This is a genomic window from Variovorax sp. GW822-FHT04E09, from assembly GCF_058800845.1.
Genome location: NZ_JBXAMR010000002.1, coordinates 627,968 through 652,643 on the forward strand (window position 1 = coordinate 627,968; position 24,676 = coordinate 652,643).

Annotated in this window: 23 protein-coding genes; 15 read left to right on the plus strand and 8 right to left on the minus strand. The window is 69.5% G+C overall.

Features of this window, described 5'->3' with window-relative positions; genetic code table 11:
• A complete protein-coding gene (locus tag AC1RL8_RS10370) occupies positions 1-750 on the minus strand; it encodes a metallophosphoesterase family protein (protein ID WP_492685221.1) in 750 nt (249 codons plus the stop codon).
• Positions 751-1,051: 301 nt separating this feature from the next.
• The gene (locus AC1RL8_RS10375) at positions 1,052-2,746 is read right to left on the minus strand and encodes a hypothetical protein (RefSeq protein WP_492685222.1); all 1,695 of its coding nucleotides are present in this window, start codon (positions 2,744-2,746) and stop codon (positions 1,052-1,054) included.
• A 135-nt stretch (positions 2,747-2,881) separates the two neighbouring features.
• On the opposite strand from AC1RL8_RS10375, the gene AC1RL8_RS10380 reads away from it, so the two are divergent.
• Genes AC1RL8_RS10380 through AC1RL8_RS10415 form a run of 8 tightly spaced genes read left to right on the plus strand, consistent with a single transcriptional unit; the run spans position 2,882 to position 9,597 of the window.
• On the plus strand, positions 2,882-3,553 hold the full coding sequence (locus tag AC1RL8_RS10380) for an amino acid ABC transporter permease (RefSeq protein WP_062474717.1): 672 nt from the start codon (positions 2,882-2,884) through the stop codon (positions 3,551-3,553).
• A gap of 31 nt (positions 3,554-3,584) precedes the next feature.
• Positions 3,585-4,238 (plus strand): amino acid ABC transporter permease, encoded by a 654-nt coding sequence (locus AC1RL8_RS10385; RefSeq protein ID WP_062474720.1) that lies wholly within the window; start codon positions 3,585-3,587, stop codon positions 4,236-4,238.
• Between the two features lie 56 nt (positions 4,239-4,294).
• Positions 4,295-5,092, plus strand: coding sequence for a transporter substrate-binding domain-containing protein (locus tag AC1RL8_RS10390; protein WP_159277491.1), 798 nt, complete (start codon positions 4,295-4,297; stop codon positions 5,090-5,092).
• Between the two features lie 32 nt (positions 5,093-5,124).
• The gene (locus tag AC1RL8_RS10395; RefSeq protein WP_056583293.1) at positions 5,125-5,880 is read left to right on the plus strand and encodes an amino acid ABC transporter ATP-binding protein; all 756 of its coding nucleotides are present in this window, start codon (positions 5,125-5,127) and stop codon (positions 5,878-5,880) included.
• Positions 5,880-6,623, plus strand: a complete 744-nt coding sequence (locus AC1RL8_RS10400; protein WP_492685223.1) for a sugar phosphate isomerase/epimerase family protein — start codon at positions 5,880-5,882, stop codon at positions 6,621-6,623. Before AC1RL8_RS10395 ends, AC1RL8_RS10400 begins: the two co-directional genes overlap by 1 nt.
• A 10-nt stretch (positions 6,624-6,633) precedes the next feature.
• Positions 6,634-7,587: a sugar kinase gene (locus AC1RL8_RS10405; protein ID WP_492685224.1), complete on the plus strand. Its 954-nt coding sequence runs from the start codon at positions 6,634-6,636 to the stop codon at positions 7,585-7,587.
• On the plus strand, positions 7,587-8,567 hold the full coding sequence (locus AC1RL8_RS10410) for a 2-hydroxyacid dehydrogenase (RefSeq protein ID WP_492685225.1): 981 nt from the start codon (positions 7,587-7,589) through the stop codon (positions 8,565-8,567). Before AC1RL8_RS10405 ends, AC1RL8_RS10410 begins: the two co-directional genes overlap by 1 nt.
• Position 8,568: 1 nt before the next feature.
• Entirely contained in the window at positions 8,569-9,597 is a 1,029-nt protein-coding gene (locus tag AC1RL8_RS10415; protein ID WP_062474737.1) for a LacI family DNA-binding transcriptional regulator, read from the plus strand.
• Here the strand turns inward: AC1RL8_RS10415 and AC1RL8_RS10420 are convergent.
• Complete coding sequence (locus tag AC1RL8_RS10420; protein WP_492685226.1) at positions 9,563-11,224, minus strand: GMC family oxidoreductase; 1,662 nt, start codon at positions 11,222-11,224, stop codon at positions 9,563-9,565. The two genes, AC1RL8_RS10415 and AC1RL8_RS10420, sit on opposite strands and share 35 nt — an antisense overlap.
• 228 nt (positions 11,225-11,452) lie before the next feature.
• Between AC1RL8_RS10420 and AC1RL8_RS10425 the strand changes: the two genes are divergently transcribed.
• Together AC1RL8_RS10425 and AC1RL8_RS10430 are read left to right on the plus strand one after the other, a co-directional pair.
• Positions 11,453-11,956 carry a hypothetical protein gene (locus AC1RL8_RS10425; protein ID WP_492685227.1) on the plus strand — a complete coding sequence of 168 codons (504 nt, stop codon included), beginning with the start codon at positions 11,453-11,455 and terminating at the stop codon, positions 11,954-11,956.
• Positions 11,957-12,034: 78 nt separating this feature from the next.
• Entirely contained in the window at positions 12,035-12,682 is a 648-nt protein-coding gene (locus AC1RL8_RS10430) for a response regulator transcription factor (protein ID WP_139703137.1), read from the plus strand.
• 12 nt (positions 12,683-12,694) lie between these two features.
• Here the strand turns inward: AC1RL8_RS10430 and AC1RL8_RS10435 are convergent, their stop codons facing one another.
• The 3 genes from AC1RL8_RS10435 to AC1RL8_RS10445 all read right to left on the minus strand — a co-directional run bounded on the left by AC1RL8_RS10435 (position 12,695) and on the right by AC1RL8_RS10445 (position 15,964).
• On the minus strand, positions 12,695-13,795 hold the full coding sequence (locus AC1RL8_RS10435; RefSeq protein WP_492685228.1) for an agmatine deiminase family protein: 1,101 nt from the start codon (positions 13,793-13,795) through the stop codon (positions 12,695-12,697).
• 34 nt (positions 13,796-13,829) lie between these two features.
• Positions 13,830-14,993 (minus strand): agmatine deiminase family protein, encoded by a 1,164-nt coding sequence (locus AC1RL8_RS10440; protein WP_492685229.1) that lies wholly within the window; start codon positions 14,991-14,993, stop codon positions 13,830-13,832.
• Between the two features lie 77 nt (positions 14,994-15,070).
• On the minus strand, positions 15,071-15,964 hold the full coding sequence (locus AC1RL8_RS10445; protein ID WP_492685230.1) for a LysR family transcriptional regulator: 894 nt from the start codon (positions 15,962-15,964) through the stop codon (positions 15,071-15,073).
• 98 nt (positions 15,965-16,062) lie between these two features.
• Between AC1RL8_RS10445 and AC1RL8_RS10450 the strand changes: the two genes are divergently transcribed.
• Positions 16,063-17,130 (plus strand): agmatine deiminase family protein, encoded by a 1,068-nt coding sequence (locus tag AC1RL8_RS10450; RefSeq protein ID WP_253252368.1) that lies wholly within the window; start codon positions 16,063-16,065, stop codon positions 17,128-17,130.
• Here AC1RL8_RS10450 and AC1RL8_RS10455 read toward each other — a convergent pair.
• Positions 17,127-18,872 carry an ATP-binding response regulator gene (locus AC1RL8_RS10455; RefSeq protein ID WP_492685231.1) on the minus strand — a complete coding sequence of 582 codons (1,746 nt, stop codon included), beginning with the start codon at positions 18,870-18,872 and terminating at the stop codon, positions 17,127-17,129. The genes AC1RL8_RS10450 and AC1RL8_RS10455 overlap by 4 nt on opposite strands.
• A gap of 159 nt (positions 18,873-19,031) precedes the next feature.
• Here AC1RL8_RS10455 and AC1RL8_RS10460 point away from each other — a divergent pair, with 159 nt between their 5' ends.
• Complete coding sequence (locus tag AC1RL8_RS10460) at positions 19,032-19,868, plus strand: MurR/RpiR family transcriptional regulator (RefSeq protein WP_062480494.1); 837 nt, start codon at positions 19,032-19,034, stop codon at positions 19,866-19,868.
• Between the two features lie 24 nt (positions 19,869-19,892).
• Here AC1RL8_RS10460 and AC1RL8_RS10465 read toward each other — a convergent pair whose 3' ends face one another.
• Entirely contained in the window at positions 19,893-20,654 is a 762-nt protein-coding gene (locus AC1RL8_RS10465) for an IclR family transcriptional regulator (RefSeq protein ID WP_095744772.1), read from the minus strand.
• A 90-nt stretch (positions 20,655-20,744) separates the two neighbouring features.
• Between AC1RL8_RS10465 and AC1RL8_RS10470 the strand changes: the two genes are divergently transcribed.
• From AC1RL8_RS10470 to AC1RL8_RS10480, 3 genes are read left to right on the plus strand one after another with little or no spacing between them, the layout of a single operon-like run.
• Positions 20,745-21,542 carry an enoyl-CoA hydratase gene (locus tag AC1RL8_RS10470; protein ID WP_070059491.1) on the plus strand — a complete coding sequence of 266 codons (798 nt, stop codon included), beginning with the start codon at positions 20,745-20,747 and terminating at the stop codon, positions 21,540-21,542.
• A 6-nt stretch (positions 21,543-21,548) separates the two neighbouring features.
• A complete protein-coding gene (locus AC1RL8_RS10475) occupies positions 21,549-23,636 on the plus strand; it encodes an acetate--CoA ligase family protein (protein ID WP_492685232.1) in 2,088 nt (695 codons plus the stop codon).
• Positions 23,637-23,674: 38 nt separating this feature from the next.
• Complete coding sequence (locus AC1RL8_RS10480; RefSeq protein ID WP_492685233.1) at positions 23,675-24,643, plus strand: tripartite tricarboxylate transporter substrate binding protein; 969 nt, start codon at positions 23,675-23,677, stop codon at positions 24,641-24,643.
• The last annotated feature ends 33 nt before the right edge of the window (positions 24,644-24,676 follow it).

A 24,676-nucleotide genomic window follows, 5' to 3' on the forward strand; every position in this document is an offset into this window, starting at 1 on the left:
CTAGGGCATGCGCCCGGTGGCCAGTGCGTGGGCCCAGTCCGCACGCCCATTGGCAGCAGCCAGTGCCGCCATGGCGGCGTGGTCGTAGGGCACGGTGAGCAGCGTGCAGGTCCACTGTCCGTGGTCGTGCCGTTCGACCAGCGCGTAGCGCGCATCGGGTGAGCCGGTCTCCACGTGGTGCGGGTACGGATGCGCGTCGCCATAGGCCTGCAGGCCGACGCTGCCCGGGTTGACGATCAAGATGCCATTGGATGCGTGCATCACGCGTGGCAGGTGCGTGTGGCCGCAGGCGACCAGTTCCGTGCCGGCTTCCACTGTGCCGAGACGCGCATCGACCTCTGCTGCGGTGGCCATGCGCAGTTGCGTGGGCTCGACCGTTTCGAGGAAGTAGGTGAGGTCGCTCTCCGGCGTGCCGTGGCACAGCAGCACCTCGGGGCTCAAGCGCTGGCACGGCGTGAGCGAGGCGATCCATGCGAACTCTGCCTCGCCGAGTCGGGCGTGCGCGAAGGCGTCGGACTCCCCGCGCTGGCCGGAGGTCGGCAACGTGAGCAGTTGCCGTTCGTGATTGCCGGCGAGTTGGACCCAGTCCTGCGCCATCAGGAACTGCGCAGTCTCCAGCGGCATCAGCGGGCCTGAGAGGCTGTCGCCGAGGTTGACGATCGCATCCACCTTGCGGCGCGCGATGTCCTCGACGACGGCTTTCAGTGCGGGGAGGTTTCCGTGGATGTCGGAGACGAGGGCGATGCGCATGCGTGGCTTCTTTGTGAGGGCGGTGATCTTAGTTCGGGGTGCGTGCCCAGGACACCGGGTACTTCCCTCGGCGAATGTCCCCCGGCCTGCGGCCTCCTCCTTGATTTCGCTGCGGGAAGCACCCGGTGTCCTGCGCACGAGAGGCGCGGTCGTGGTGCTGGCCGATCAACAAGTGCTCTGAACACGCTCACGTCGATGCGGTGCCTTGCGCAGCGAAATCAAGGAGGAGGGGCGAAGCCCCGGGGGACATTCGCGGAGCAAGGTACCGCGTCGGCGTGAGCGTCGCCCTGAACAAGACCCTTCAGTCCGCCCCCGCCCGCCACACCCGCGCCAGCGCAGCCAGCTTGCCGCGAAAACTCAGCCGGTCGTTCGACAGCGCATCGATGAAGTCCGACAGCCGCTGCGACTTCACCATCGTGTAGATCGTGAGCCAGGTGGTGAACACGAACACCACGCCGAACCAGATCGCCTTGCGCCACAGCGGCGCGTCGGCTTCGGCCAGCAGGTTCATGCCGAGGAAGCCGGTGGTGACGGTGCCGATGAGGCCGAACAGCGTGACCACCGTGAGCCGCACCACGGTGCTGGCCTGCCGGCGCAGGCTGTCGGCATCGAGGTAGGTGTTCATGTCGGCGATGCGCGACTTGACCTCGTCGTACAGCGGGTCGAGCCCGAGGTGCGCGGCACACATGTGCGAGAGCGCGCGCACCTGCGCCTGCTCCGAAATCTCGTGGAACCAGTAGCGGTGCGTGAAGCGAAGAAAGCGCTCGAAGCTCGCGCGGATGGCGCGCTTGAACTGCTTCACGCTCGGCGTGCTGCGGATGTCGAGCTTCTTCAGTGCCTCGACCAGCTGGTCCGAGAACATCAGCAGCGAGGCCTTCTGGAAGTGCGCGATGAGGAACAGCAGGAAGTGCTGGTGCCTGAACTGCGCGAGCACGCCGCGGTCGCGGCAGCAGAAGAACTCGGAGCGCGCGTCGCCCACCACGACGAGGGCGTGGCCGTTGCACAGGTAGCGCGTGTTGGGCGCCGCGCCCGTGTTCACCCAGAAGCGGTCGTAGCAGTACTTGTGCTCGAAGTCGGCCAGGTGGTGCTCGGCATAGGGCAGGTGGGCGTCGGCGCCGCCCGCGCCGGTGACGAGCGCGAGCCGCACGAAGTCGTCGCGCGTGAGGCGGCGCGGGTCGTCCAGCGACAGGTAGGCCATCACCGGCATGCGGTAGTACTCGATCTGGCGGTAGCGCAGCACGCCGGGGTCGTCCGAGTGGTCGCTCACCAGCGGCTGCATCAGGTAGGCCCAGTGCGCGGCGATGCGCGGCGCGCGGTGCTGGGCCACGTGCGACAGGAAGGCGTCGCGCTGCTGCGCGTCGGAGGCGGCGAGCACGCGGCCGTCGGCGTCCAGCCATTCGACGCTGGCCATGCAGTGCAGGGCGGCGCCGTCGGGCTCCCAGCCCGAAGGGTAGGCGCGGCCGAAGCGGTAGAGGATGTCCTGCGCCTGCGCCAGGCTCAGGTGGTCGGTGCCGACCTCGAGGTTGAGCAGCACCACGTCGATGTCGAAGAAGAAGTACAGGTCGCAGTGAATCACGTCGAGCGTGATGGGCGCCTCGCCGGGGTGCGCCACCAGCCGCACGGACGCGATGTCGCGGCGGCGGAACACGCGCATCGGCGAATCGCCGTCGCTGCCTGTGCCGTCGGTGCTGCCGCGCGATCGGCCTTCGCCGTACAGGAAGCGCTGCACGTACGGCAGGAAGCTCACGAACTCGTTGTAGTGGCGCTCGTGGAAGCGGCCGCTCTCGCCGGTGTATTCGTCGACCTCCTCGCGCCAGGGCGAGGCCTCGCCCAGGTCGCGCAGCACGTGCCAGGGGCCGTGGTGCGTGGGCGCCGCGCCGGGCGCCGGCACGAGGCGCAAGGGCCAGAGCAGCGCCTGCCGGAAATGCTGCACGACGGGGCCGGTGGCCGGGGTGCCTGCCGGGGGAGAAGTGGGGTCCGCGTGGGGGTTCGGCATCGCGCCAGTGTAGGCAGGCGGGTAGGGCAAAACGCCCACCTAGGGGAATCCCTAGCTAGGCCTGAAACCGGTTTCATTTAAGCTGCAAGCATTCCTTTCAGGGTCTGCGCACGGCCTGGCCGTGCACGCTCCGCCATGAACTACCAGTTCCAATTCGACGCCGTCTTTGCCGCCTGGCCGCTGCTGCTCAAGGGCACGTGGATCACGGTGCAGCTCTCGCTCACCGCCACCTTGCTGGGGCTGGTGGTGGCCATCTTCTGTGCCTGGGGCAAGACCTCGGGGCCGGGCTGGCTGCGCTTCATCGTCAATGCCTACATCGAGGTGATCCGCAACACGCCGTTCCTCGTGCAGCTGTTTTTCTTCTTCTTCGCGCTGCCGGCCATCGGCCTGCGCTGGTCGCCGCAGACGGCCGCGCTGGTGGCGATGGTGGTGAACCTGGGCGCCTACGCCACGGAGATCATCCGCGCGGGCATCGAGTCGATTCCCAAGGGCCAGATCGAGGCGGGCCGCGCGCTCAACCTCAAGCCCTGGGAGATCTTCCGCTTCGTGATCATCAAGCCCGCGCTGAAGGCCATCTACCCCGCGCTCACGAGCCAGTTCATTTTGCTGATGCTGAGCTCGGCCGTGGTCTCGGTCATCTCGGCCGACGACCTGACCTCGGTGGCCGCCAACCTGCAGTCGCAGACCTTCCGCAGCTTCGAGATCTACATCGTGGTCGCGGCCATCTACCTCGCGCTGGCGCTGGCCTTCTCGGCCATGTTCAAGCTGATCTACAAGCGCACGCTCAACTACCCGGACCGCCGGTAACTGACTGACCACGACGGACGGAGCACACACCATGCGCACCTTCGGTTTTCCCGAATTCCTTTTCATCCTCGAAGCAGCCCAGTGGACGCTGGCGCTGTCGGCCATCGCCTTCGTGGGGGGCGCCATCCTGGGGCTGCTCATCGCGCTCATGCGCACGTCGGAATCGACGTGGGCGCGCGCCGTGTCGACCACCTTCATCCAGATCTTCCAGGGCACGCCGCTGCTGCTGCAGCTGTTCCTGGTGTTCTTCGGCGCGCCGGTGCTGGGGCTGGACATCAACCCGTGGGTCGCCGCAGGCGTGGCGCTGGTGCTGAACAGCGCGGCCTTCCTGGGCGAAATCTGGCGCGGCTGCATCCAGGCCATTCCGCGCGGCCAGTGGGAGGCGGCGCAGGCTTTGAACCTGCACTACGTGGCACGCATGCGCGACGTGGTGCTGCCGCAGGCCTTCAAGATCGCGCTGGCGCCCACGGTGGGCTACCTGGTGCAGATCATCAAGGGCACGTCGCTCGCGGCCATCATCGGCTTCGTCGAGGTCACGCGCGCCGGGCAGATCGTCAACAACGCCACCTTCCAGCCGCTCATCGTGTTCTCGGTGGTGGCCGCCATCTACTTCGTGATCTGCTGGCCGCTGTCGCTGCTGGCAGCCCGCATGGAGCGCAAGCGCGCCCAGGCGCTCGCGCGTTGACCCTTTTCGCTTTTCCTTTCTCGTCGCTTCCTTTCTTTATTCAGGAGACACATCCAATGACCGTTACCACCACCCGCCGCGCTGCCATTGCAGCCCTGGGCCTCGGCGCCGCGCTGACCGTGTTCGCTCCCTTCGCTTCGGCACAAAGCATGGCCGACATCAAGAAGAAGGGCGAGATCACCATCGGCATGCTGGTCGACTTCCCGCCCTACGGCACCACCGACGCGAAGAACCAGCCCGACGGCTACGACGCCGACGTGGCCAAGCTGCTGGCGAAAGACTGGGGCGTCAAGGCCAACATCGTGCCGGTGACCGGCCCGAACCGCATTCCGTTCCTGTTGACCAACAAGGTCGACCTGCTGGTGGCTTCGCTGGCCGTGACGCCCGAGCGCGCCAAGCAGGTGCAGTTCTCGCAGCCCTACGCGGCCGCGACCATCGTGCTGTACGGCGCGACCAAGACCTCCATCAAGGCGGCAGGCGACCTGAAGGGCCTGCGCGTGGGCGTGGCCCGCGCCTCGACGCAAGACGTGGCCGTGACCAAGGCCGCACCGGAAGGCACGGAAATCCGCCGCTTCGACGACGACGCCTCGGCCATGCAGGCGCTGATCTCGGGCCAGGTCGATGCGATCGGCTGCTCGGTCACGGTGGCTGCGCAGATCGCCAAGCGCGTGCCGGCCAACACCTTCGAAAACAAGTTCACGCTGGTGCAGCAATCGATGGGCATCGCGATGCGTCCGGGCCAGGAAGAGCTGCATAAGGCCGTGAACGAATTCGTGCAGAAGAACACCGCCAACGGCGAGCTGAACAAGCTGTACCAGAAGTGGCTGCAGGCCGACCTGCCCAAGATGCAGTGAGCCCCCGCGGCTGAAGAAGAAAGAATCCTGGCATGACGACGGAATCGATCATCCGCATGGAAGCGGTCAACAAGTGGTACGGTGAATTCCAGGTGTTGACCGGCATCGACCTGTCGGTGCGCCAGGGCGAGCGCATCGTGATCTGCGGGCCCTCGGGCTCGGGCAAGTCGACGCTCATCCGCTGCATCAACCGGCTCGAGACGGTGCAAAAGGGCCGCATCGTGGTCGACGGCATTGACCTCACCGCGGGCGGCAAGAACGTGGACGCGGTGCGCGCCGAAGTCGGCATGGTGTTCCAGCAGTTCAACCTGTTTCCGCACCTCACCATCCTGGAGAACTGCACGCTGGCGCCGATGCGCTCGCGCGGCATGACCAAGGCGCAGGCGGAAGAGGTGGCCATGAAGTACCTCACGCGCGTGCGCATTCCCGAGCAGGCGAAGAAGTACCCGAGCCAGCTGTCGGGCGGCCAGCAGCAGCGCGTGGCGATTGCGCGCGCGCTGTGCATGTCGCCCAAGATCATGCTGTTCGACGAACCCACCTCCGCGCTCGACCCCGAGATGGTCAAGGAAGTGCTCGACACCATGATCGGCCTGGCCGAAGACGGCATGACCATGCTGTGCGTCACGCACGAGATGGGCTTTGCCCGCAGCGTGGCCGACCGCGTGATCTTCATGGCCGACGGCAAGATCGTCGAGCAGGCACCGCCGCAGGAGTTCTTCGGCAACCCCAAGGACGAGCGCACGCGCCAGTTCCTCGGGCAAATTCTCAGCTCGCACCAAGCCCACTGATGGCCTTCGAAGTCCTGATTTCTCTGTCGTCTTTCGGTGCGGCCGAGGTGGGGCGGCACGGCCAGCTCTGGTGCTCGCAACTCTCGCGCGCGGCCGGTGCCGATTCGGTGGAAGTGCGCGGCGAGATGCTGCGCGACGCCGAAGCCGAACTGCCTGCGCTCGACGGCCTGGCTTCCGTGTACTCCAGCCCCGAGGGCCTGTGGGCCGAAGGCGGCTGGCTCGACAGCGCCGCGCTGCAACGCGGCATCGCCGCCGCCACGCGCGTGGGCGCGAAGCGGCTCAAGATGGCCATCGGCGATTTCCAGGCTTCGTCGCACGGCTCGCTCTGGGGCCTGAAGGTGGCGCTGGCCGAAACCCGCGTCGAGCTGCTCATCGAGAACGACCAGACCGTGCGCGCCGGCACGCTGGCCGCGCTGCAGACCTTCTTCGACGTGGCCGACCGCGCTGGCGTGCCGCTGGGCATGACCTTCGACATGGGCAACTGGCACTGGCTCGGCGAGTGCCCGCTGCAGGCCGCGCAGGCGCTCGGCCACCGCGTGCGCTACGTGCATTGCAAGGGCGCGCAGCGCCTGCCGCACAAATGGGTGGCGGTGCCGCTGGGCGACTCGGTCGCGCCGTGGCGCGCGGTGCTGCGCGCACTGCCGGCCGATGTGCCCCACGCCATCGAATACCCTCTGGTGGGCGACGACCTGCTGGCCGTCACCCGCACGCAGATCGACTTCATCCGCGCCGCACGGGCGTAGGAACACACACATGACGCAACCCACCGCCTTCGACGTCGCGCTGTTCGGCGAAGCCATGCTGCTGCTCGTGGCCGACCGGCCCGGCCCGCTGGAAGACGCCCAGTCGTTCCACAAGCGCACCGCCGGCGCCGAGACCAACGTGGCCATCGGCCTGTCGCGCCTGGGCCTGAAGGTGGGCTGGGCCAGCCGCCTGGGCACCGATTCGATGGGCCGCGCGCTGCTGGCCGCGATGCGCGCCGAGGGCATCGACTGCTCGCACGTGATCACCGACGCGACGCAGCGCACCGGCTTCCAGTTCAAGGGCCGCGTCACCGACGGCAGCGACCCGCCGATCGAATACCACCGCAAGGGCTCGGCCGCGAGCCACATGGGCCCGGCCGATGTCGACGAAGCCTGGCTGCGCTCGGCACGCCACCTGCACGCCACCGGCGTGTTCGCGGCCATCTCCGAGACCAGCCTGCAGGCGGCGCTCAAGACCATGGACGTGATGCGTGCGGCCGGCCGCACCATCTCGTTCGACACCAACCTGCGGCCCACGCTGTGGTCGTCGACCGAGACGATGCGGCACTGGGTGAACGAACTCGCGTCACGGGCCGACTGGGTGCTGCCCGGCATCGAAGAGGGCCTGCTGCTCACGGGCCACGACAAGCCCGAAGACGTGGCCAAGTTCTACCGCGAACGCGGTGCGAAGCTGGTCGTCGTCAAGCTCGGCGCCGCCGGTGCGTACTACGACAGCGACGTGGCCGGCACCGGCCATGTCGACGGCTTCCCGGTGAAGGAAGTGATCGACACCGTGGGCGCGGGCGACGGCTTTGCCGCCGGCGTGGTGAGCGCGCTGCTCGAAGGCAAGCGCGTGCCCGACGCAGTGCGTCGCGGCGCCTGGATCGGCGCACGTGCCGTGCAGGTGCTCGGCGACACCGAAGGCCTGCCGACGCGGGCGCAACTCGAAGAAGCGGGGCTCTGATGACGAAGAAGAACGTGCTGGTGTTCCGGGCGCTGCCCGAAGACCAACTCGCGCGCCTGCAGGCCGTGCACCACGTCACCGTGGCCGATCCGCGCAAGGCGCCCGAGGCCTTTGCCGCTGCGCTTGCCACCGCGAACGGGCTGATCGGTTCGAGCTACAACGTCGACGCTGCGCTGCTCGATGCGGCGCCGCAGCTCGAAGTGATTTCGAGCGTGTCGGTCGGCGTCGACAACTACCCGCTGGCCGAACTGCACAAGCGCCACATCGTGCTGTGCCACACGCCCGACGTGCTCACCGAGACGGTGGCCGACACGGTGTTCGCGATCCTCATGGCCACGCAGCGCCGCGTGGTCGAACTGTCGACGATGGTGCGCGAAGGCCGCTGGACCAAGAACATCGGCGAGGAATTCTTCGGCACCGACGTGCATGGCAAGACGCTGGGCATCCTCGGTTTCGGCCGCATCGGCCAGGCCGTGGCGCGCCGTGCCGCGCTGGGCTTCGGCATGCCGGTGCTCTATCACGCGCGTCGCGCGGTCGACCTGGCCACGCAGGCGCCCGAGCTGCAAGGCCGCGCCACGCACACGCCGCTCGATGATTTGCTCGCGCGCGCCGACATCGTGCTCGCGATGCTGCCGCTGACCGACGCCACGCGCGGCATGATCGACGCCGCCTTCTTCGCGCGCATGAAGCCGGGTGCGTCTTTCATCAACGGCGGCCGTGGCGCCACCGTGAACGAAGCCGCGCTGCTCGACGCGCTCGACCACGGCACCTTGCGCGCCGCCGGCCTCGACGTGTTCGCGAAAGAGCCGCTGCCGGCCGACTCGCCGCTGCGCACGCACCCGCGCGTCACGCCGCTGCCGCACATCGGCTCGGCCACGCACGAGACGCGCCACGCGATGGCCGAGCTGGCCACGACCAATCTGCTGCAGGTGCTGGCCGGCCAGAAGCCCACGGCACCCTACGACACGGCCGCCGCCTGACATGAAGCCCACAGGCCGCGCCACCATCGCCGACGTCGCCGAAGCCGCGGGCGTCTCGAAGGCCACCGTCTCGCGCTTTTTGAACCACCGCGAGCGCCTGCTGAGTCCCGACATCGCCGCGCGCGTCGAGGCCGCCATCGCCAAGCTGGCGTACTCGCCCAGCCCGATGGCGCAGGCGCTGAGCCACGGCCGCTCGCGGCTCATCGGCCTGATCGTGGCCGACATCACCAACCCGTACTCGGTGGCCGTGCTGCGCGGCGCCGAGAAGGCCTGCCAGGACGCCGGCTACCTCGTGATGCTGTTCAACCTGGGCAACGAGAGCGAACGCGAGCGCGAAGCCATCAATGCGCTCGCGGGCTACCAGGTCGACGGCTTCATCCTCAACACGCTGGGGCGCGGCAGCAACGTGGTCGATGCGGTCACGCTGCACGGCAAGCCCGCCGTGCTGGTCGACCGCCGGCACACGGGCATGCACACCGACTTCGTCTCGCTCGACAACCACGCCGCCATGCGCGACACCTGCGGCCACTTGGTCGAGGGCGGCTACCGCGAGCTGCTGTACGTCACCGAGCCGCAGAAGGGCGTGAGTTCGCGGCGCGAGCGCACGGCCGCCTTCGGCGCCTGCGTGGCCGCGCACGAGCCGCGCGTGGCGGGCGAGGTCTTCGAATCGGTCGAGGGCGAGAACGACGCGCTCGACGAGGCCTTGCGCGCGCTGCGCCAGCGCGCCAAACGGGGCCGCCGCGCGGCGGTGGTCGCGGGCAATGCCGTGGTCACGCTGCGCGTGGCGCAGGCCATGGCGCGGCTCGACTGGCGCTTCGGCGCCGACCTGGGCTTTGTGGGTTTCGACGATCCCGAATGGGCTTCGCTCATCGGGCCGGGCCTGAGCACCGTGGCACAGCCGACCGACGAGATCGGCCGCGCCGCCGCCACCTGCCTCATCGAGCGCCTGCGCGGGCTCGACGCGGCGCCGCGTCAGCTGCTGCTGCCGGGCGAACTCATGGTGCGAGGCTCATCGACGGCACTGCCGTAGCGGATGCCGCGAAGGAGGCCGGCCCGCGCATCCAGCCGGCCGCGCGCTCCGCGATCATGATCGTCGGCGCGTTGGTGTTGCCGCCGATCAGCGTCGGCATCACCGAGGCATCGACCACGCGCAGGCCCGCGATGCCGTGCACGCGCAGCTGCGGATCGACCACCGCCATCGCATCGACGCCCATCTTGCAGGTGCCCACCGGGTGGTAGATGGTGTCGGCGCGCGCGCGGATGTGCTCTTCGAGCTGCACGTCGGTGTGGGCGTCGGCGGTGTAGACCTCGCGGTGGCGGTATTTTTCGAGCGCGGGCGCGCGCATGATCTCGCGCGTCTTCTTCACGCCCTGCAGCAGCAGCGCCATGTCTTCCGGGTCGGCCAGGAAGCGCGGGTCGATGCGCGGCGCGGAGTCGGGGCTGGCGTCGTTCAGGCGCACATCGCCCCGGCCCTTGGGGCGCAGCACGCACACATGGCACGAGAAGCCGAAGCCCGCGTGCAGCTTGCGTGCGTGGTCGTCGGTGATCGCGATCACGAAGTGCAGCTGCAGGTCGGGCCGGCGCAGTTCGGGCGACGACTTGATGAAGGCGCCGCCTTCCGCGAACGGCGTGGCGACGAGGCCCGTGCCGTCGCGGCGCCACTGGTTGATGGCTTTCAGCAGGTGCAGCCCGCCGACCGGGCCGATGCCGAACATGTCGGTCTGCTTGGACTTGTAGGCGACGATGAAGTCGCAGTGGTCCTGCAGGTTCTGCCCCACGCCGCGCAGCGCGTGCCGCACTTCGATGCCGTGGCGCGCGAGTTCGTCGGGGTCGCCGATGCCCGAGAGCATCAGCAACTGCGGCGAGTTGAAGGTGCCGCCGCACAGCGCCACCTCGCGGCGCGCGCGAATGGTTTCGACGTTGCCGCCGCGCCGCACTTCGACGCCCACCGCGCGCCGGTCTTCGAGCACCACGCGCAGGGCCTGCGTGCCGGTCATCACCGAGAGGTTGGGGCGCTGGTCCATCACCGGGTGCAGGTAGGCCGCGGCGGCCGAGCAGCGCTCGCCGTTCTTCGCGCCGCCGTGGAACTGCGTGACCTGGTAGAGCCCCGCGCCTTCCTGCTCGGGGCCGTTGAAGTCGTCGTTGCGCGCAATGCCGCACTCGGCGGCGGCGCGCACGAAGGCCTCGGTGATGGCGCGCGGGCTTTGCTGCTCCGACACCTGCAATGGGCCGTCGGCGCCGTGCAGCGCGCTGGCGCCGCGCTGGTTGCCTTCGGCGCGCAGGAAGTGCGGCAGCACCTCGTCGAAGCTCCAGCCGGCGCAGCCCGCGCGTGCCCAGTCGTCGTAGTCCTCTCGGTGGCCGCGCACGTAGAGCATGGCGTTGATCGCGCTGGAGCCGCCCAGGCAGCGCCCGCGCGGCTGGTAGCCGCGCCGCCCGTTCAGGCCGGGCTGCGGCACGGTCTGGTAGGCGTAGTTGTTGATGCGCGGGCGGCCCGGCAGCATCGCCACCACGGCGGCCGGCGCCCGCACGAGGATGCCGCGTCCGTCGCCGCCGGCCTCGATGAGGCAGACCGTCACCGACGGGTCCTCGCTCAGGCGCGAGGCCAGCGTGGCGCCGCCCGAGCCGCCGCCCACGATCACGTAGTCGAATTCCGCCATGGCATCTGGTCCTTCTTGTCGTTGGATGTTGGGGCGCCCTGCGCCGATGCGCGCACCGGCATTGTGGCCAGCGACCCCGGGTTCGGGCCCAGCGGGTTTCCCCTGCCGTGGACGCACCTTGGGGGCTTTACCGATGCTTCACCCAGCGGACAAATTGCAACGCGCCGCCCGTGGCCCAATGCGCCTTCGGAGCGGCCGACCCGCCGCCCGCCCTTCAACGCTCTGCCCATGCACCTGCTTTCAGACGCGACGATATTCACCGAGGTCCGCTTCTGGGCGCTGGTGCTGTGCTCGCTGGTGCTGCCCGCCGCGATCTTCGTCACGCTGTTCGTGCGGCGCGAGTTCTCCAAGACCACCGTGCTGGCCTTCGGCCTGCTCCTGATCGCGCTGGCGGGCGCGGACATCTTCCTGCTGCGCGCGCTGGCGCGGCTGGCGCAGGCCACGCCCTCGCTGGCGGACGACGTCGTCTTCTCGTCGGAGCTGTCGATCGCGCTGTACATCTTTCCGGCGGCGTTCGGCACCATCGGGCTCAACATGGTGTCGCACGTGCTCATGCACTACCTGAAGCAGAAGGAAGCACGGTTCGAGGCCCACCGGCAGGCACCGACGTCGGCACCGCCAGGGCGCCGAGGGTCGCGCGTGCTGCGCCATCGTCGCGCGGCCTCGCGCGTGGTGTCGCCCCGGCTGGGCTCGCGCACGGCGGCGGCGCGCCGTCCGCCCGCCGACCGCTGAGGGCGATACCCGGCGGGTTTCCTCCGGCACCCACGGGGAACCGTGGGGTTCGACGCCGGTTGCCGCCAGAATCGAAGGATGCCCGCCACCATCCTGTTGATCGACGACCACGCGATGTTTCGCGAAGGCCTGTTCCTCGCGCTGCGCGAAGCCGAGCCGACGATGACCGTCGCCACGGCCCGCAACGGCGCCGAAGCGCTCGAGGCGCTCGCCACCTTGCCCCGGCTCGACGCGGTGATGACCGACTACTACCTGCCCGACCTCGGTGGCGCGGCCCTGCTGGCCGAGCTGCACCGGCGGCGCGGCGGCCTGCGCATCCTGGTGCTGTCGGCCTCCGAAGACCCGCAGGACATCGACACCGCGCTCGACGCCGGCGCGCAGGGCTTCGTGCACAAGTCGGCCGACAGCCAGCAGCTCATGGACGCGCTGCGCCGCGTCATGGCGGGCGAGCAGAACGTGGTGCAGGCCTCGCCGGCGGGCGGTGCGTCGCTGCCCGTGCTGTCGACGCCCACCGACGTGCTGAGCACGCTCACGGCGCGGCAGGCCGAGGTGCTGCAGCTGCTGTGCGAAGGGCTGCGCAACGCCGAGATCGCGCTGCGCCTGGCCACCAGCGAGAAGACGATCAAGGCGCACATCTCGGCGATCTTCGGCGCGCTCGGCGTGACCAGCCGCACGCAGGCCGTGATCGCGGCACGGCGCGCGGGGATGCTCGGGCGGCCGCGCTAGCGCCGCAACGCATCAGCGCGGCTGCTGCTGCGTCGTGCAGTGGATGCCGCCGCCGCCCGCGGCAATGGCGTCGATGTCGAGCTGTACCACCTCGCGCTTGGGGAACAGCTCGCGCAGCAGCGCGCGGGCGTTGCCGTCGGCGCGCGCATCGCCGAACTGCGGCGCAATCACGGCGCCGTTGCAGACATAGAAGTTGATGTAGCCCGCCGCGAACTCGTCTGACTCGAAGGTGCTGCGCACCGATTCCGGGCCGCGCAGCACTCCCACGCGCAGGCGCTGGCCGCGTGCATCGGTGGCCTGGCGCAGGATCTCCAGGTGGCGCCGGGTCACGGCGTGGTCGTAGGAATCGGGGTCGTCGTCCAGGCCCGCGACCACCACGCCCGGCGCGGCAAAGCGCGCATAGAAATCGGTGTGACCGTCGGTGATGTCGCGGCCCGCGATGCCGGGCAGCCAGATGATCTTGCGCAGGCCCAGCAGGCGCTTGAGCTCGGCTTCGCAGGCCTCCTTGCGCAGGCCGGGGTTGCGGTTGGGGTTGAGCACGCAGCTCTCGGTGATGATCGCCGTGCCCGCGCCGTCGACCTCGATGCCGCCGCCTTCGAGCACGAGCCGCGTGCGCAGGCGCTGCACCTCGGCGGCGTCGGTCACGTACTCGGCCACTTCGGCGTCGCGCGCATGCGACTGCTTGTTGCCCCAGCCGTTGAAGTTGAAATCGACACCGGCCCATTCGCCCGCGCCGTTGCGCACGAACACGGGGCCGGTGTCGCGCATCCAGAGGTCGTCCACCGGCTGCACCTCGAGCGTCACGCGGTTGCCGCACAGGCGCGCGGCCAGGTCGTGCTCCTGCTCGCGCACCAGCAGGTGCACGGGCTCGAAGGCGGCGATGGTGCGGGCGATCTGCGCCAGGTGCTCGCGCGCCGGCTTCAGCAGGCGCCGCCCCCAGACGCGTTCGCTGGGGCCGAAGGACATCCAGGTGGCGCGGTGCGCGTCGCCCTCGTCGGGCATGTGCCAGGTGTCGGGCGCCGCGGCGGTGGCCGTGGCGACCAGGCCCAACGAGGCCAGGGGCGCCAGGCCCATGCCGTGCAGCAGGCGGCGGCGGGTCAGAGGAAGGTGCATGTCGGTCTCCGGAATCAGGGGAGGGGGCGCGGCATCACGCCGGTTCCTGTTGCGTCGTGCAGTGGATGCCGCCGCCACCCGCGGCGATGGCGTCGATGTCCAGCTGCACGATCTGGTGGCTGGGCAGGTGCGCGGCCAGTGCCGCGCGGGCCGCGCTGTCGGCCACGGCGTCGCCGAACTCGGGCATGAACACCGCCTTGTCGGTGAGGAAGAAGTTGACGTAGCCGGCCGCGAACTCCTTGCGCGCAAAGGTCGGGCGCACCTGGCTGGGCGTCTTCAGCGTGACGATCTGCAGGGGGCGCCCGCGCGCGTCGGTGGCGCCGGTCAGCAGTTCCAGGTGGCGGTGTGTCACGGCGTGGTCGTACGATTTCGGGTCGGTGTCCAGCGCCGCCACGACCACGCCGGGCTTGAGAAAGCGCGCATAGAAGTCGGTGTGGCCGTCGGTGATGTCGCGGCCCGCGATGCCCGGCAGCCAGATGATCTTGTCCAGCCCCAGCATGCGCTTGAGCTCGGCCTCCGCGTCGGCCTTGCTGACGCCCGGGTTGCGGTTCTTGTTGAGCACGCAGCTCTCCGTGATGATCGCCGTGCCCTGGCCGTCGACCTCGATGCCGCCGCCTTCCATCACGAGGCTGCTGCGCAGCAGCGGCACCCCCGTGAGTTCGGCCATGCGCGCGGCCACCGTGGCGTCGCGTGCATGGGCCTGCTGGTTGCCCCAGCCGTTGAAGTTGAAGCTCACGGCGGCGCGCTCGCCACGGGCGTTGCGCACGAAGACGCAGCCGGTGTCGCGCATCCAGAGGTCGTCGATGGCGTGTTCGATGAGGTGCACGTTGGAGCCGCACAGTTGGCGGGCCGTGGAAGCATCCGCGGGGTTCACCAGCATCTTGACCGGTTCGTAGACGCTGATGGCATTGGCGATGCGCGCCAGCGCCTGGAACACCGGCTGGCGCATCTCGGCCGTCCAGATGGATTCGCGCGCGGCGAAGGCCATCCACACGGCGCGGTGGGCGTCGCCTTCGTCGGGCATGCGCCAGCCGGACGCGGGTGCCGGGGCCGGGGCAGGCGAAGGGGTCGGCATGGGCACGGGGAAGGGCGGCAGCATGCCGCTGCCGCTCCCACCACCGCCGCCGCCACAGGCGGTCACGAGTCCACCGAAAAGGCCCAGGCCGCCCAGGCCCAGGAGAGTGCGTCGCGTTGTCATTGGAATCAGGGTTATTACTAAGTTCTAGGAAACCCCGAATTCTGTCGACGCCTATCTATCTACACAATTGATGTCTTTTAAAGGGATTGATCGATCTGGCTCATATCGCCAGCGTCTTCCTGCGCAAACCGCCGCAGGCTGTCGAACACCTCCCGCACTAGCGGCAGGCGTGAGGGGCCTTCGGCGCACGCGATCCAGAGGGTGCCCAGCGGCAGGCTCGGGGTGTCCGGCAACTGCCGCAATTGCCCGGTGCGCAAGGCGTCGTCGGCCAGCAGGCGCGACACCAGCGCGATGCCCCGGCCGCGCAAGGCCGCGTCGAGCACCAGGCGCGGGTCGTCGTAGATCGCGGCCTTGCGCAGGCCGCCGAAATGCGCGCGGATGAAGGGGCCGATGCGGTCGCTCGTGAGGTCTTCTTCGAGGCACAGCAGGCCGAGGTTGTCTTCCTCTTTCTGCGTGGGCGGCCCGACGGCCACGAGTTCGTCGGTGAGCAGCGGCACCTCGAACACACCCTCTTGCCGCAGCGGCGCGCGGGTGATGGCGATGTCCACGTCGAGTTCGTCGATGAAGCGCGCGCTTTCGTCGACCGAGATGATCGGGCACAGGTCCGGGTGCGCCTGCAGCAGCCGGTCGACCCGCGGCTGCAGCCAGCCGCTGGCCACGGGCGCGGGACACACCAGCGTGACGAGCCGGTCGTCCATGTAGGTCTCGATGCGGGCCAGCCCGTTGCGGATGTGCTCGAGCGACTTGCCCACGCTGTCCAGCAGCAGGCTGCCCGCCACCGTCAGCTCCACGCCGCGCCCCTTGCGCCGGAACAGCGGCTGGCCGACCTGCTGCTCCAGCTGCGAGATCTGGTGGCTCACGGCGGACTGCGAGACGAACAGCTCTTCCGCCGCGCGCGAGTAGTTGCCCAAGCGCGCCGCCGCCTCGAAGCCGATGAGGAACTTGAAAGAGGGCAGCCGGGTGTTGGACATATGAATGGGGTCGATGAATTCAGCCAAGAAATGTCGCTTTTTCATCGAAGGAATTCAAGTCAGAGTGGGCGTCCCTGCAATTTCTTCTGAAGGACCCTTTGATTTCCAACGATTTCGACGCTCGCCGCGCCGGCCTGCGCATGCCCGCCGAATGGGAGCCGATGGCCGCCACCTGGCTGGGCTGGCCGGTGCTCGACCACCGCGAAGCCCTGTGGGGCGCGCACTACGACGCGGTCTGCCGCGCGTTCGGCCTGCTGGCGCGCACCATCGCGCGCTACCAGCGCTGCATCGTGGCCGCGCATGCGCCGCTGGCCGACGCGGCCCGCGCGGTCTGCGGCCCGCAGGTGCGCGTGGTGCCCATCGCGGCCGAAGACAACTGGCTGCGCGACTGCGGTCCGATCTTCCTCGTCGACCAGCACCAGGCGAGCCAGACCGCGGTGGGCTTCCGCTTCAACGCATGGGGCGAGAAGTACCACCCGCATGACGGCTGCCAGCGCGCCGCCGCGGACATCGCCGCGCTGACCGGCGTGCCGCTGGTGCGTTCGGACATGGTGCTCGAAGGCGGCGCCTTCTACGTGGACGGGCAGGGCACGCTGCTCACCACCGAAAGCTGCCTGCTGCACCCGAACCGCAACCCGGGCCTGCGCAAGACAGAGATCGAAGCCGAGCTGCGGCGCATGCTGGGCGTGCAGAAGATCGTCTGGCTGCCGGGCCACGCGGCCGAGGTGGAGACCGACGGCCACATCGACGGCATCGCGTCGTTCATTGCGCCGGCCCGCATTCTTTTCAATGCGGCCGACCCCGACCAGGGCGACTACTTTCGCGCGATGCAGGAGAACCGCCGCGCGCTCGAACTGGCGACCGATGCGCAGGGTCGTCGCTTCGAGATCCTCGAGCTGCCCGTGCCGCGCGACGTGCACAGCTACGGGAGCGCGCGCTTTTGCGACCTCTATTCGAACTACATCCTCGTCAACGGCGCGGTGATCTCGACCGCCTTCGGCGTGCCGCGCGATGCGCAGGCGCGCGAGGTGTTCGCGCGTGCGTTCCCGGGCCGCCGCGTCGAGCTGCTGCCCATCGATGCGATCTCGCTGGGCGGCGGCGCCGTGCACTGCTCCACGCAGCAGCAGCCGATGCGGGGGAATCGCCTGGCCGTGCGCGGCTTCTAGGGCGCGATCAGCTGCGACACCGTCGCCTGCAGCTGCGCTGGGTCCACCGGCTTGTGCAGCATCTGCCAGCCGCGCGCCGCCACGTCGCTCAGGCGGCGCGGATCGGTGTCGCCGCTCACGATCAGCGCGGGAATGGCGTCGTCGTTGTATTCCTCGTGCAGGCGGTCGACCACATCGATGCCGGTCTCGCCCGCGCGCAGGCGGTAGTCGCTGACGATCAGCGCCGGCTTGCCGGGCTGGCGCGCGGCCAGCGCCAGCAGCTCGTCGCCGCCTTCGGCCGCGATCACCCGCAGGCCCCAGCTTTCGAGCAGCAACTGCAGGCCCAGGCGGCTTTCGCCGTCGTCCTCGGCCACGAGCACGAGGCGGCCGGTGTCGGCCGGCAGCGGCGCGGGCGGCGCCTCGGGCGCGGGCAGCGCCTGGCGCGCCAGCGGCACCGTCACCGAGAACACCGTGCCCCGGCCGACGCGCGAGCGCAGCGCCAGTGGATGGCCCAGCAGCGCGGCCGTGCGCCGCACGATGGCCAGGCCCAGGCCCAGCCCCTTGGTGCGGTCGCGCTCGGGGTTGCCGAGCTGGTGGAACTCCCAGAACACCTGCTCCTGCTCGGTGGGCGGAATGCCGGGGCCGGTGTCCCACACCTCGATGCGCAGCGCGTCGGCGCCCGCGCGGCGGCAGCCGATGAGCACGCCGCCGCGCGCCGTGTAGCGGATCGCGTTCTCCACCAGGTTGCGCAGCACGCGGTCGAGCAGCGCGGGGTCGGAGTGCACCACGGCATCGCCCGCGCGCAAGCGCAGCGACAGCGCCTTGCCCGCCGCCTGCGGCGCGAACTCCAGCTGGATCTGGTCGAGCAGGCGTGCCAGTGCAAACGGCCGCGCCTTCACGCGCACCACGCCCGCGTCGAGCCGCGAGATGTTGAGCAGGCCTTCGAACAGCAGCCCCATCGCCGCGGCGGCGCGGCCGATGCTGTCGACCACGTGCCGGCTCGCCGCCGGCAGCGCCTGCCCGCGCAGCACGCCCACGAACAGGCTCAGCGCATGCACCGGCTGGCGCAGGTCGTGGCTGGCCGCGGCAAGGAAGCGCGACTTGGCGAGGTCGCTGCGCTCGGCCGCGTCCTTCTCCAGACGCAGCTGCCGCAGCAGGTAGAGGTTTTCGAAACGCAGCTCGAGCGAGTCGACCTGCGTGCGGTACATGCGCTGCGCGAAGGCCAGCGTGACGAACAGGTAGAGCACGCCGGCCGCCGACATCACGCGCAGCAGCACGTCGTCGAGCGTGGCCATCGCGAGGATCGCGGGCGCGAAGTACGTCACCTGGAAACCGTAGAGCAGCCCCAGGTCGATGCAGTAGGCGTAGATCGCACCCGTGCCCATGGTGAGCATCGCCACCACGATGAACATCTGCTGCGGCAGCGGCACCTGCAGCATCCACCCCGCCAGCGGCAGCCCCCACAGCAACCCGCCGAGCACCGCACCCACCATTGCGCCGCGCCGCCAGTGCCGCAGCGCGCCCGGGTCGTGCTCGGCATGCCGGTAGCGCGCGACCTGCCACGCGCGCGCTGCCGTCAGCACCGCGTTGGCGCCGACCCAGGCCAGCAACTGCTCGTGCGCAACCGCGCCCCACAGCGCCACCACCACCAGCCCCGCCGTGAGCATCACGCCGAGCAGCGAGAACGGAAAGTTGCGTCGCAAGGCGGCCATGCGCGCGGCAAAGACGGGGTCGGCGGGCGTCGTGGGTGGGGTGGCGCTCATCGGTGTGTGGACGGAGGGGGAGGTGGGATCGCCGAAGGTGGCGATCCCAAGGTAACGCGTGGCGTGGGGGGCGTCATGGGACTTTAGTCCAATGCGCGCGTTTGCCCGGGGTGCCGCAGGCGCATGGCATCATCGTGCGCCGCTTCCCACCGCCCACCCATGTCCGCCGATTCCTTCGTCCGCCGCGTTCGCAGCCAGCTCGATCAGTTGTCCGCGACCGAACGCCAGCTTGCCGATTTCGTCCTGGAGTTTCCCGGCGAGCTGGCCAGCTATGCGGGGAACGAACTCGCGGAGCTGGCGGGCGTGTCGCCCTCCACGGTGAGCCGCTTCATCCGGCGCATCGGCTACGAGAACTACGAAGAGGCGCGGCGCCAGGTGCGCGAAGAAAAGCAGACGGGCTCGCCGCTGTTCCAGAACGCCACCGAAGCCTCCAAGCGCGGGCACCTCGTGGCCACGCACTTCCAGCAGTCGCAGGCCAACCTGGCCAGCACCTTCGAGCGCCTGAGCGACAAGCAGATGGCCGAGATCGTGAAGGCGATCATCGGCGCGGGGCAGGTGCTGATCTTCGGCACGCGCAGCAGCCACGCGTTCGCGCTGTACCTGCGCTGGCAGATCATCCAGGTGGTGCCGCGCGTCACCGCCATTCCGGGTCCCGGCGAGACGCTGGCCGAGCACCTGGCGGGGCTGGGCGAGCGCGACTGCGTGATCGTGTTCGGCACGCGCCGCCAGACCCGCCAGCTCGACACGCTGCTCGCGGGCGCGCAGCGCGTCGGCGCGAAGATCGTCTACATCAGCGACCGCGCCTCGCCCGACTTCGCGGGCGCCACCTGGTCGCTGCAATGCGACTGCCGCGGCCCGGGGCTGCTCGACAACCACGCGGCCGTGATGGGCGTGTGCGACCTGATCGCCACGATGGTGATCGAGGCCGCCGGCTCGGCCGGGCGCAAACGGCTGGCGGCGATCGAGCTGGGGCACGAGGAAAACGGCGAGCTCTGAGAGATCGCGCGGTCTCCGCGCCGGTTACTTCGCCGCTTCGCTGCGCGGCAACTGCGCCTTCAACAACTGCGCCATCTCCTTCTTGCGCGCCGGCGGCAGCCGCGGCGTGATGGCGCCGAAGCTGATCGCGGCCAACGTGGTGGCCGACGCCGCGAACGTGCGCCCCACGCCCGACACCCCTTCGGTGAGCGTGTCCACGATGTCCGCATGGCCCGCCGCGCGCGTGCGCTTCACGGCCTGCTTCATGCGCTCGCGGGTGAAGCCGGCCTGCGCGTACTCGGCGGTGTGGCGCTCGAGGATGCGGTCGATCTCGGCGTCGGACAGCGCAGCCATCAGCGCCAGCCCGCCCGCGCCCAGGCCGAGCAGGCGGCGCCCGCCGACGTCGGTGGTGAACACCTTCACCGGAAAGTGCCCCTCCTCGCGGTGCAGGCACACGCAGTAGTCGCCCTGGCGGATCACGAGGAACACGGTGTCACCCGACATGCGCGCGAGCTTTTGCATGAGCGCGCGGCACGAGTCCACCAGCGGCACGCGGCGCATCGAGGCGAAGCCCAGCTGCATGGCGTCGATGCCCAGGCGGTAGGCCTTGCCGTCGGGGTCGCGTTCGGCGAACTGCTCCTCGGCCAGGCACGAGAGCAGGCGGTGCACCGTGGAGCGCTCCAGCCCCGAGGCGGCGATCACTTCGGTGAGCTTGATGCCTTCCTCGTGGTGCTCGGCCAGCAGGCGCAGCAGCTGCAAAGCGCGCCGCAGGCTCTGGGCGCCGGCGGTCTCTCTGGGTTCGTCCATATAGTGGGAAAAATCGGAATTAGTGTTTGGAATGTAGGAATTTCGAAGTCTAAACTGCGCCCGCCCCAGACACAGACCCGGAGACACACGATGGCGTACGACACCCTCGAAATCGAACACCACGGCGCCGTGCGCCGCATCCTGCTGGCCCGCGACGCCCAGCGCAACGCCCAGAGCCAGCAGATGCTGGACGAGCTCATGGCCGCCTTCGACGACGCCGCGCGCGACGACACGGTGAACGCCGTGGTGCTCGGCGGCAAGGGCGCGCACTTCTCGGCCGGCCACGACCTCAAGCAGGCGCAGGCCGAGCGCGCGAACTTCACCGTGGAAGAGCGCTGGGCCTACGAAGAGCTGCGCTACTTCGACTACTCGATGCGCATCTGGGACTTTCCCAAGCCCACCATCGCGCAGGTGCAGGGCGCCTGCGTGGCGGGCGGTTTCATGATCGCCAACATGTGCGACCTGGTGGTCGCGGGTGAGTCGGCCTTCTTCAGCGACCCCGTGGGCCACACGCTGGGCGCGGCGGCCACCGAGGTGCTGATCCACCCGTGGGTGATGGGCGCACGAAAGGCCAAGGAAATGCTCTACACCGGCGGCAAGCTGTCGGCGCAGGAGGCGCATGCCATCGGCATGGTCAACCGCGTCGTGCCCGATGCCGAACTGGCCGACGCCGCGCTGGCGCTGGCGCAGCAGATCGCCAAGGCGCCGCCGTTCGGGCTGCGCCTGATCAAGCGCTCGATCAACCGCACGCTCGACGCGCAGGGCCTGCGCACCGCACTGGCCGCGCACTTCGACACGCACCAGCTCTCGCACCTGAGCGAGGGCTTTCTCACGGCCCGCGACCGCGGCCTGGCCTCGGCCATCCAGAAGAACCCCGCCTCCGCCTGAATCAAGATGACCTTGCACCGTCTCGAACCTCTGCTGAACCCGGCCTCGATCGCCGTGGTCGGCGCCAGCGGCAATGCCGCGCGCATCGGTGGCATGCCGCTCGCGCACCTCACGAAATTCGGCTACCGGGGCGCGATCTACCCGATCAACCCGAAGTACGAAGAAGTCTTCGGCCTGCGCTGCTGGCCCGACCTCGAAGCGCTGCCCGCCGCGCCCGACCTGGTGGTGCTGGCGCTGGCCGCGGCCGAGGTCACGCCGATGCTGAAGCGCTGCCAGGCGCGCGGCGTGCGCGCTGTCATCGTGTATGCGGCGGGCTTCGCCGAAGCCGGTGACGCGGGCGCCGCGCTGCAGGGCGAGCTGGAGGCCTTCGTCGCCACCACCGACATGGTGGTCGCGGGCCCGAACGCCATGGGTTTCGCCAACCTCAACACGCAGGCCCACACCAACTTCGCCTCGGTGTTCAACACCGCGCCGATGCAGCAGGGCCTGGGCCGCGTGAGCCTGCTCACGCAAAGCGGCAACGTGTGCGCGGCGGTGTACGCCATTGCGCGGCGGCTGGGCGTGGACTTCAGCCACTTCATCAACACCGGCAACGAAGCCTGCGTGGACTTCGCGCAGTACCTCGAGTACCTGGCGCAGGACGACGCCACCGAGGTCGGCATCGGCTACATCGAGGAGCTGCGCGACGGCCCGCGCTTCATGGAGGCCGCGGCCGAGTTCGTGCGGCGCGACAAGCTGCTCATCCTCTACAAGGCCGGCGAGACCGAGAAGGGCTCCGAGGCCGTGCGCTCGCACACCTCGGCGCTGGCGGGCGACCAGCAGATCTACCAGGCGGCGTTTCGCCAGCTCAACATCATCCAGAGCCACGACTTCGCGCAGATGGCGCAGCTCGCGCACCTGGCCGGCTACCGGCACCGCAGCGCGGGCAAGCGCGTGGCGATCATCACCATCTCGGGTGCGCTGGGCGCGATCCTGGCGGACAAGTTCATCGGCCAGGGGCTCGACGTGCCCACGCTGCCGCAGCCGCTGCAGGACCAGCTGCGCGCCGGCATTCCCGACTACGGCATGGTCTCCAACCCGGTCGACGTGACGGGCAACGTGGTGAACGACCCCGGCTTCGTGCGCACGGCGATGGAAGCGCTGGCGGTGTCCGACGCCATCGACGCCATCGTGGTCTACGCGCCGGGCTACATGCTCGACCGCATGGCCGACGACCTGTGCGCCGTGGCCGAGAAGCACCCGCGCCTGATCGTCGCCATCGACACCGGCGCAGCGAAGACGCGCGAGCAGTTGCGCGCGGGCGGCGTGCCGGTGTTCGAGGACATCGGCGTGGCGGTGTCGGCGCTGTCGCCCTTCCTGCTGTGGCAGGAGCGGCGCAAGCACAACCCCTGGCTGCAGGTGCGCAGCCAGCCCGCGCCCGCGCGCGCCGCGCTGGCGGGCCGCGCCGACGAGCACACCACCAAGCGCTACCTCGCCGAGTTCGGCGTGCAGCCGGTCGACGAGGCCGTGGCGCGCAGCGCCGACGAAGCCGCGGCCGTGGCCGGGCGGTTGGGCTTTCCGGTCGTGCTGAAGGTGCTCAGCGCGGACATTGCGCACAAGACCGAGGCCGGCGGCGTGCGCCTGCGCCTGGGCAATGCGCAAGAGGTGCGCAAGGCCTTCGACGAAGTGATGGCCTCGGCGCGCGCCTACGCGCCCACGGCGCAGATCGAAGGCGCGCTGCTGCAGAAGATGGAAGCCGGGCAGGCCGAACTCATCCTCGGCGCCACGCGCGACCCGGTGTTCGGCATGACGCTGACCGTGGGCCTGGGCGGCGTGCTCACCGAGCTGTACAAGGACGTGAGCCACCGCGTGCTGCCGGTCGACGAGGCCATGGCGCGCGACATGCTCGGCGAGCTCAAGGCCTTTCCGCTGCTCACGGGCTACCGCGGCCGGCCGCTGGGCGACGTCGAGGCCGCGTGCCGCGCCATCGCCGGATTTTCACGCGCCGTGCTGGCGCTGCAGGAACAGGCAGACGAGGTCGAGGTCAACCCGCTGCTCGTGAAGGAACAGGGCCAGGGCGTGCGCGCGCTCGACGCGCTGGTCCTGGCTTCGTAGACACAACCACAACCATCGACAGAGACAGGAGACATCCCATGTTCAAGAAAGCACTGGCCTGCGTGGCCCTGGCCGCCGCCGCTTTGGCGGCCAGCACCGCCGTGGCGCAGACCTACCCGACCAAGCCCGTCACGCTCGTCGTGCCGTTCTCGCCCGGCGGCGCGGCCGACATCATGTCGCGCCTGCTCGCCGAGCGGCTGCACAAGCGCCTGGGCCAGCCCGTGCTGGTGGAGAACAAGCCCGGCGCCGGCACCATGATCGCGTCGGAGTACGTGGCCAAGGCCGCGCCCGACGGCCACACGCTGCTGCTCGCGGCCTCGTCGCTGGGCATTGCGCCGAGCCTGTACAGCAAGGTCAACTACGACCCGGTGAAGGACTTCGCGCCGGTCTCGCAGGTGGCTTCGGTGGTGCACGTGCTGGTGGTGCATCCGAGCATTCCGGCGAAGAACGTGGGCGAGCTGGTGAGCTGGCTCAAGGCCAACCCCAACAAGGCCAACTACGGCTCGGTGGGCGCGGGCACGTCCACGCACCTGGAGGCCGAGCTCTTCAACAGCGTGGCCGGCGTGAAGATGCAGCACATCCCCTACAAGGGTAGCGCGCCCGCGCTCACCGACATGATCGGCGGCCAGCTGCAGGTGATGTTCGACGCGTACGCGTCCTCGGGCCCCTTCATCAAGGACGGCAAGGTGCGCCTGCTGGCCGTGACCACGGCGCAGCGTTCGCAGTCGCTGCCCGACACGCCCACGGTCGCCGAGTCGGGCCTGCCCGGCTACGAAGCCATGCCGTGGCTGGGCGTGGTCGCACCGGCGAAGACGCCCGCAGCGGTCGTGAACAGGCTGCACGACGAGCTGCAGGAAGTGCTCAAGGAACCCGAGGTGAAGGACAAGTTCCGCAGCCTGGGCCTGGACATCATCGGCAACAAGCCCGAGGAGTTCGCTGCGTTCCTGCGCAAGGACATCGTGAAGTGGGCCAAGGTCATCAAGGACTCCGGCGCAAAGGCCGACTGACACCCGCGAACCATCAGCAAGAACGAGAAAGCA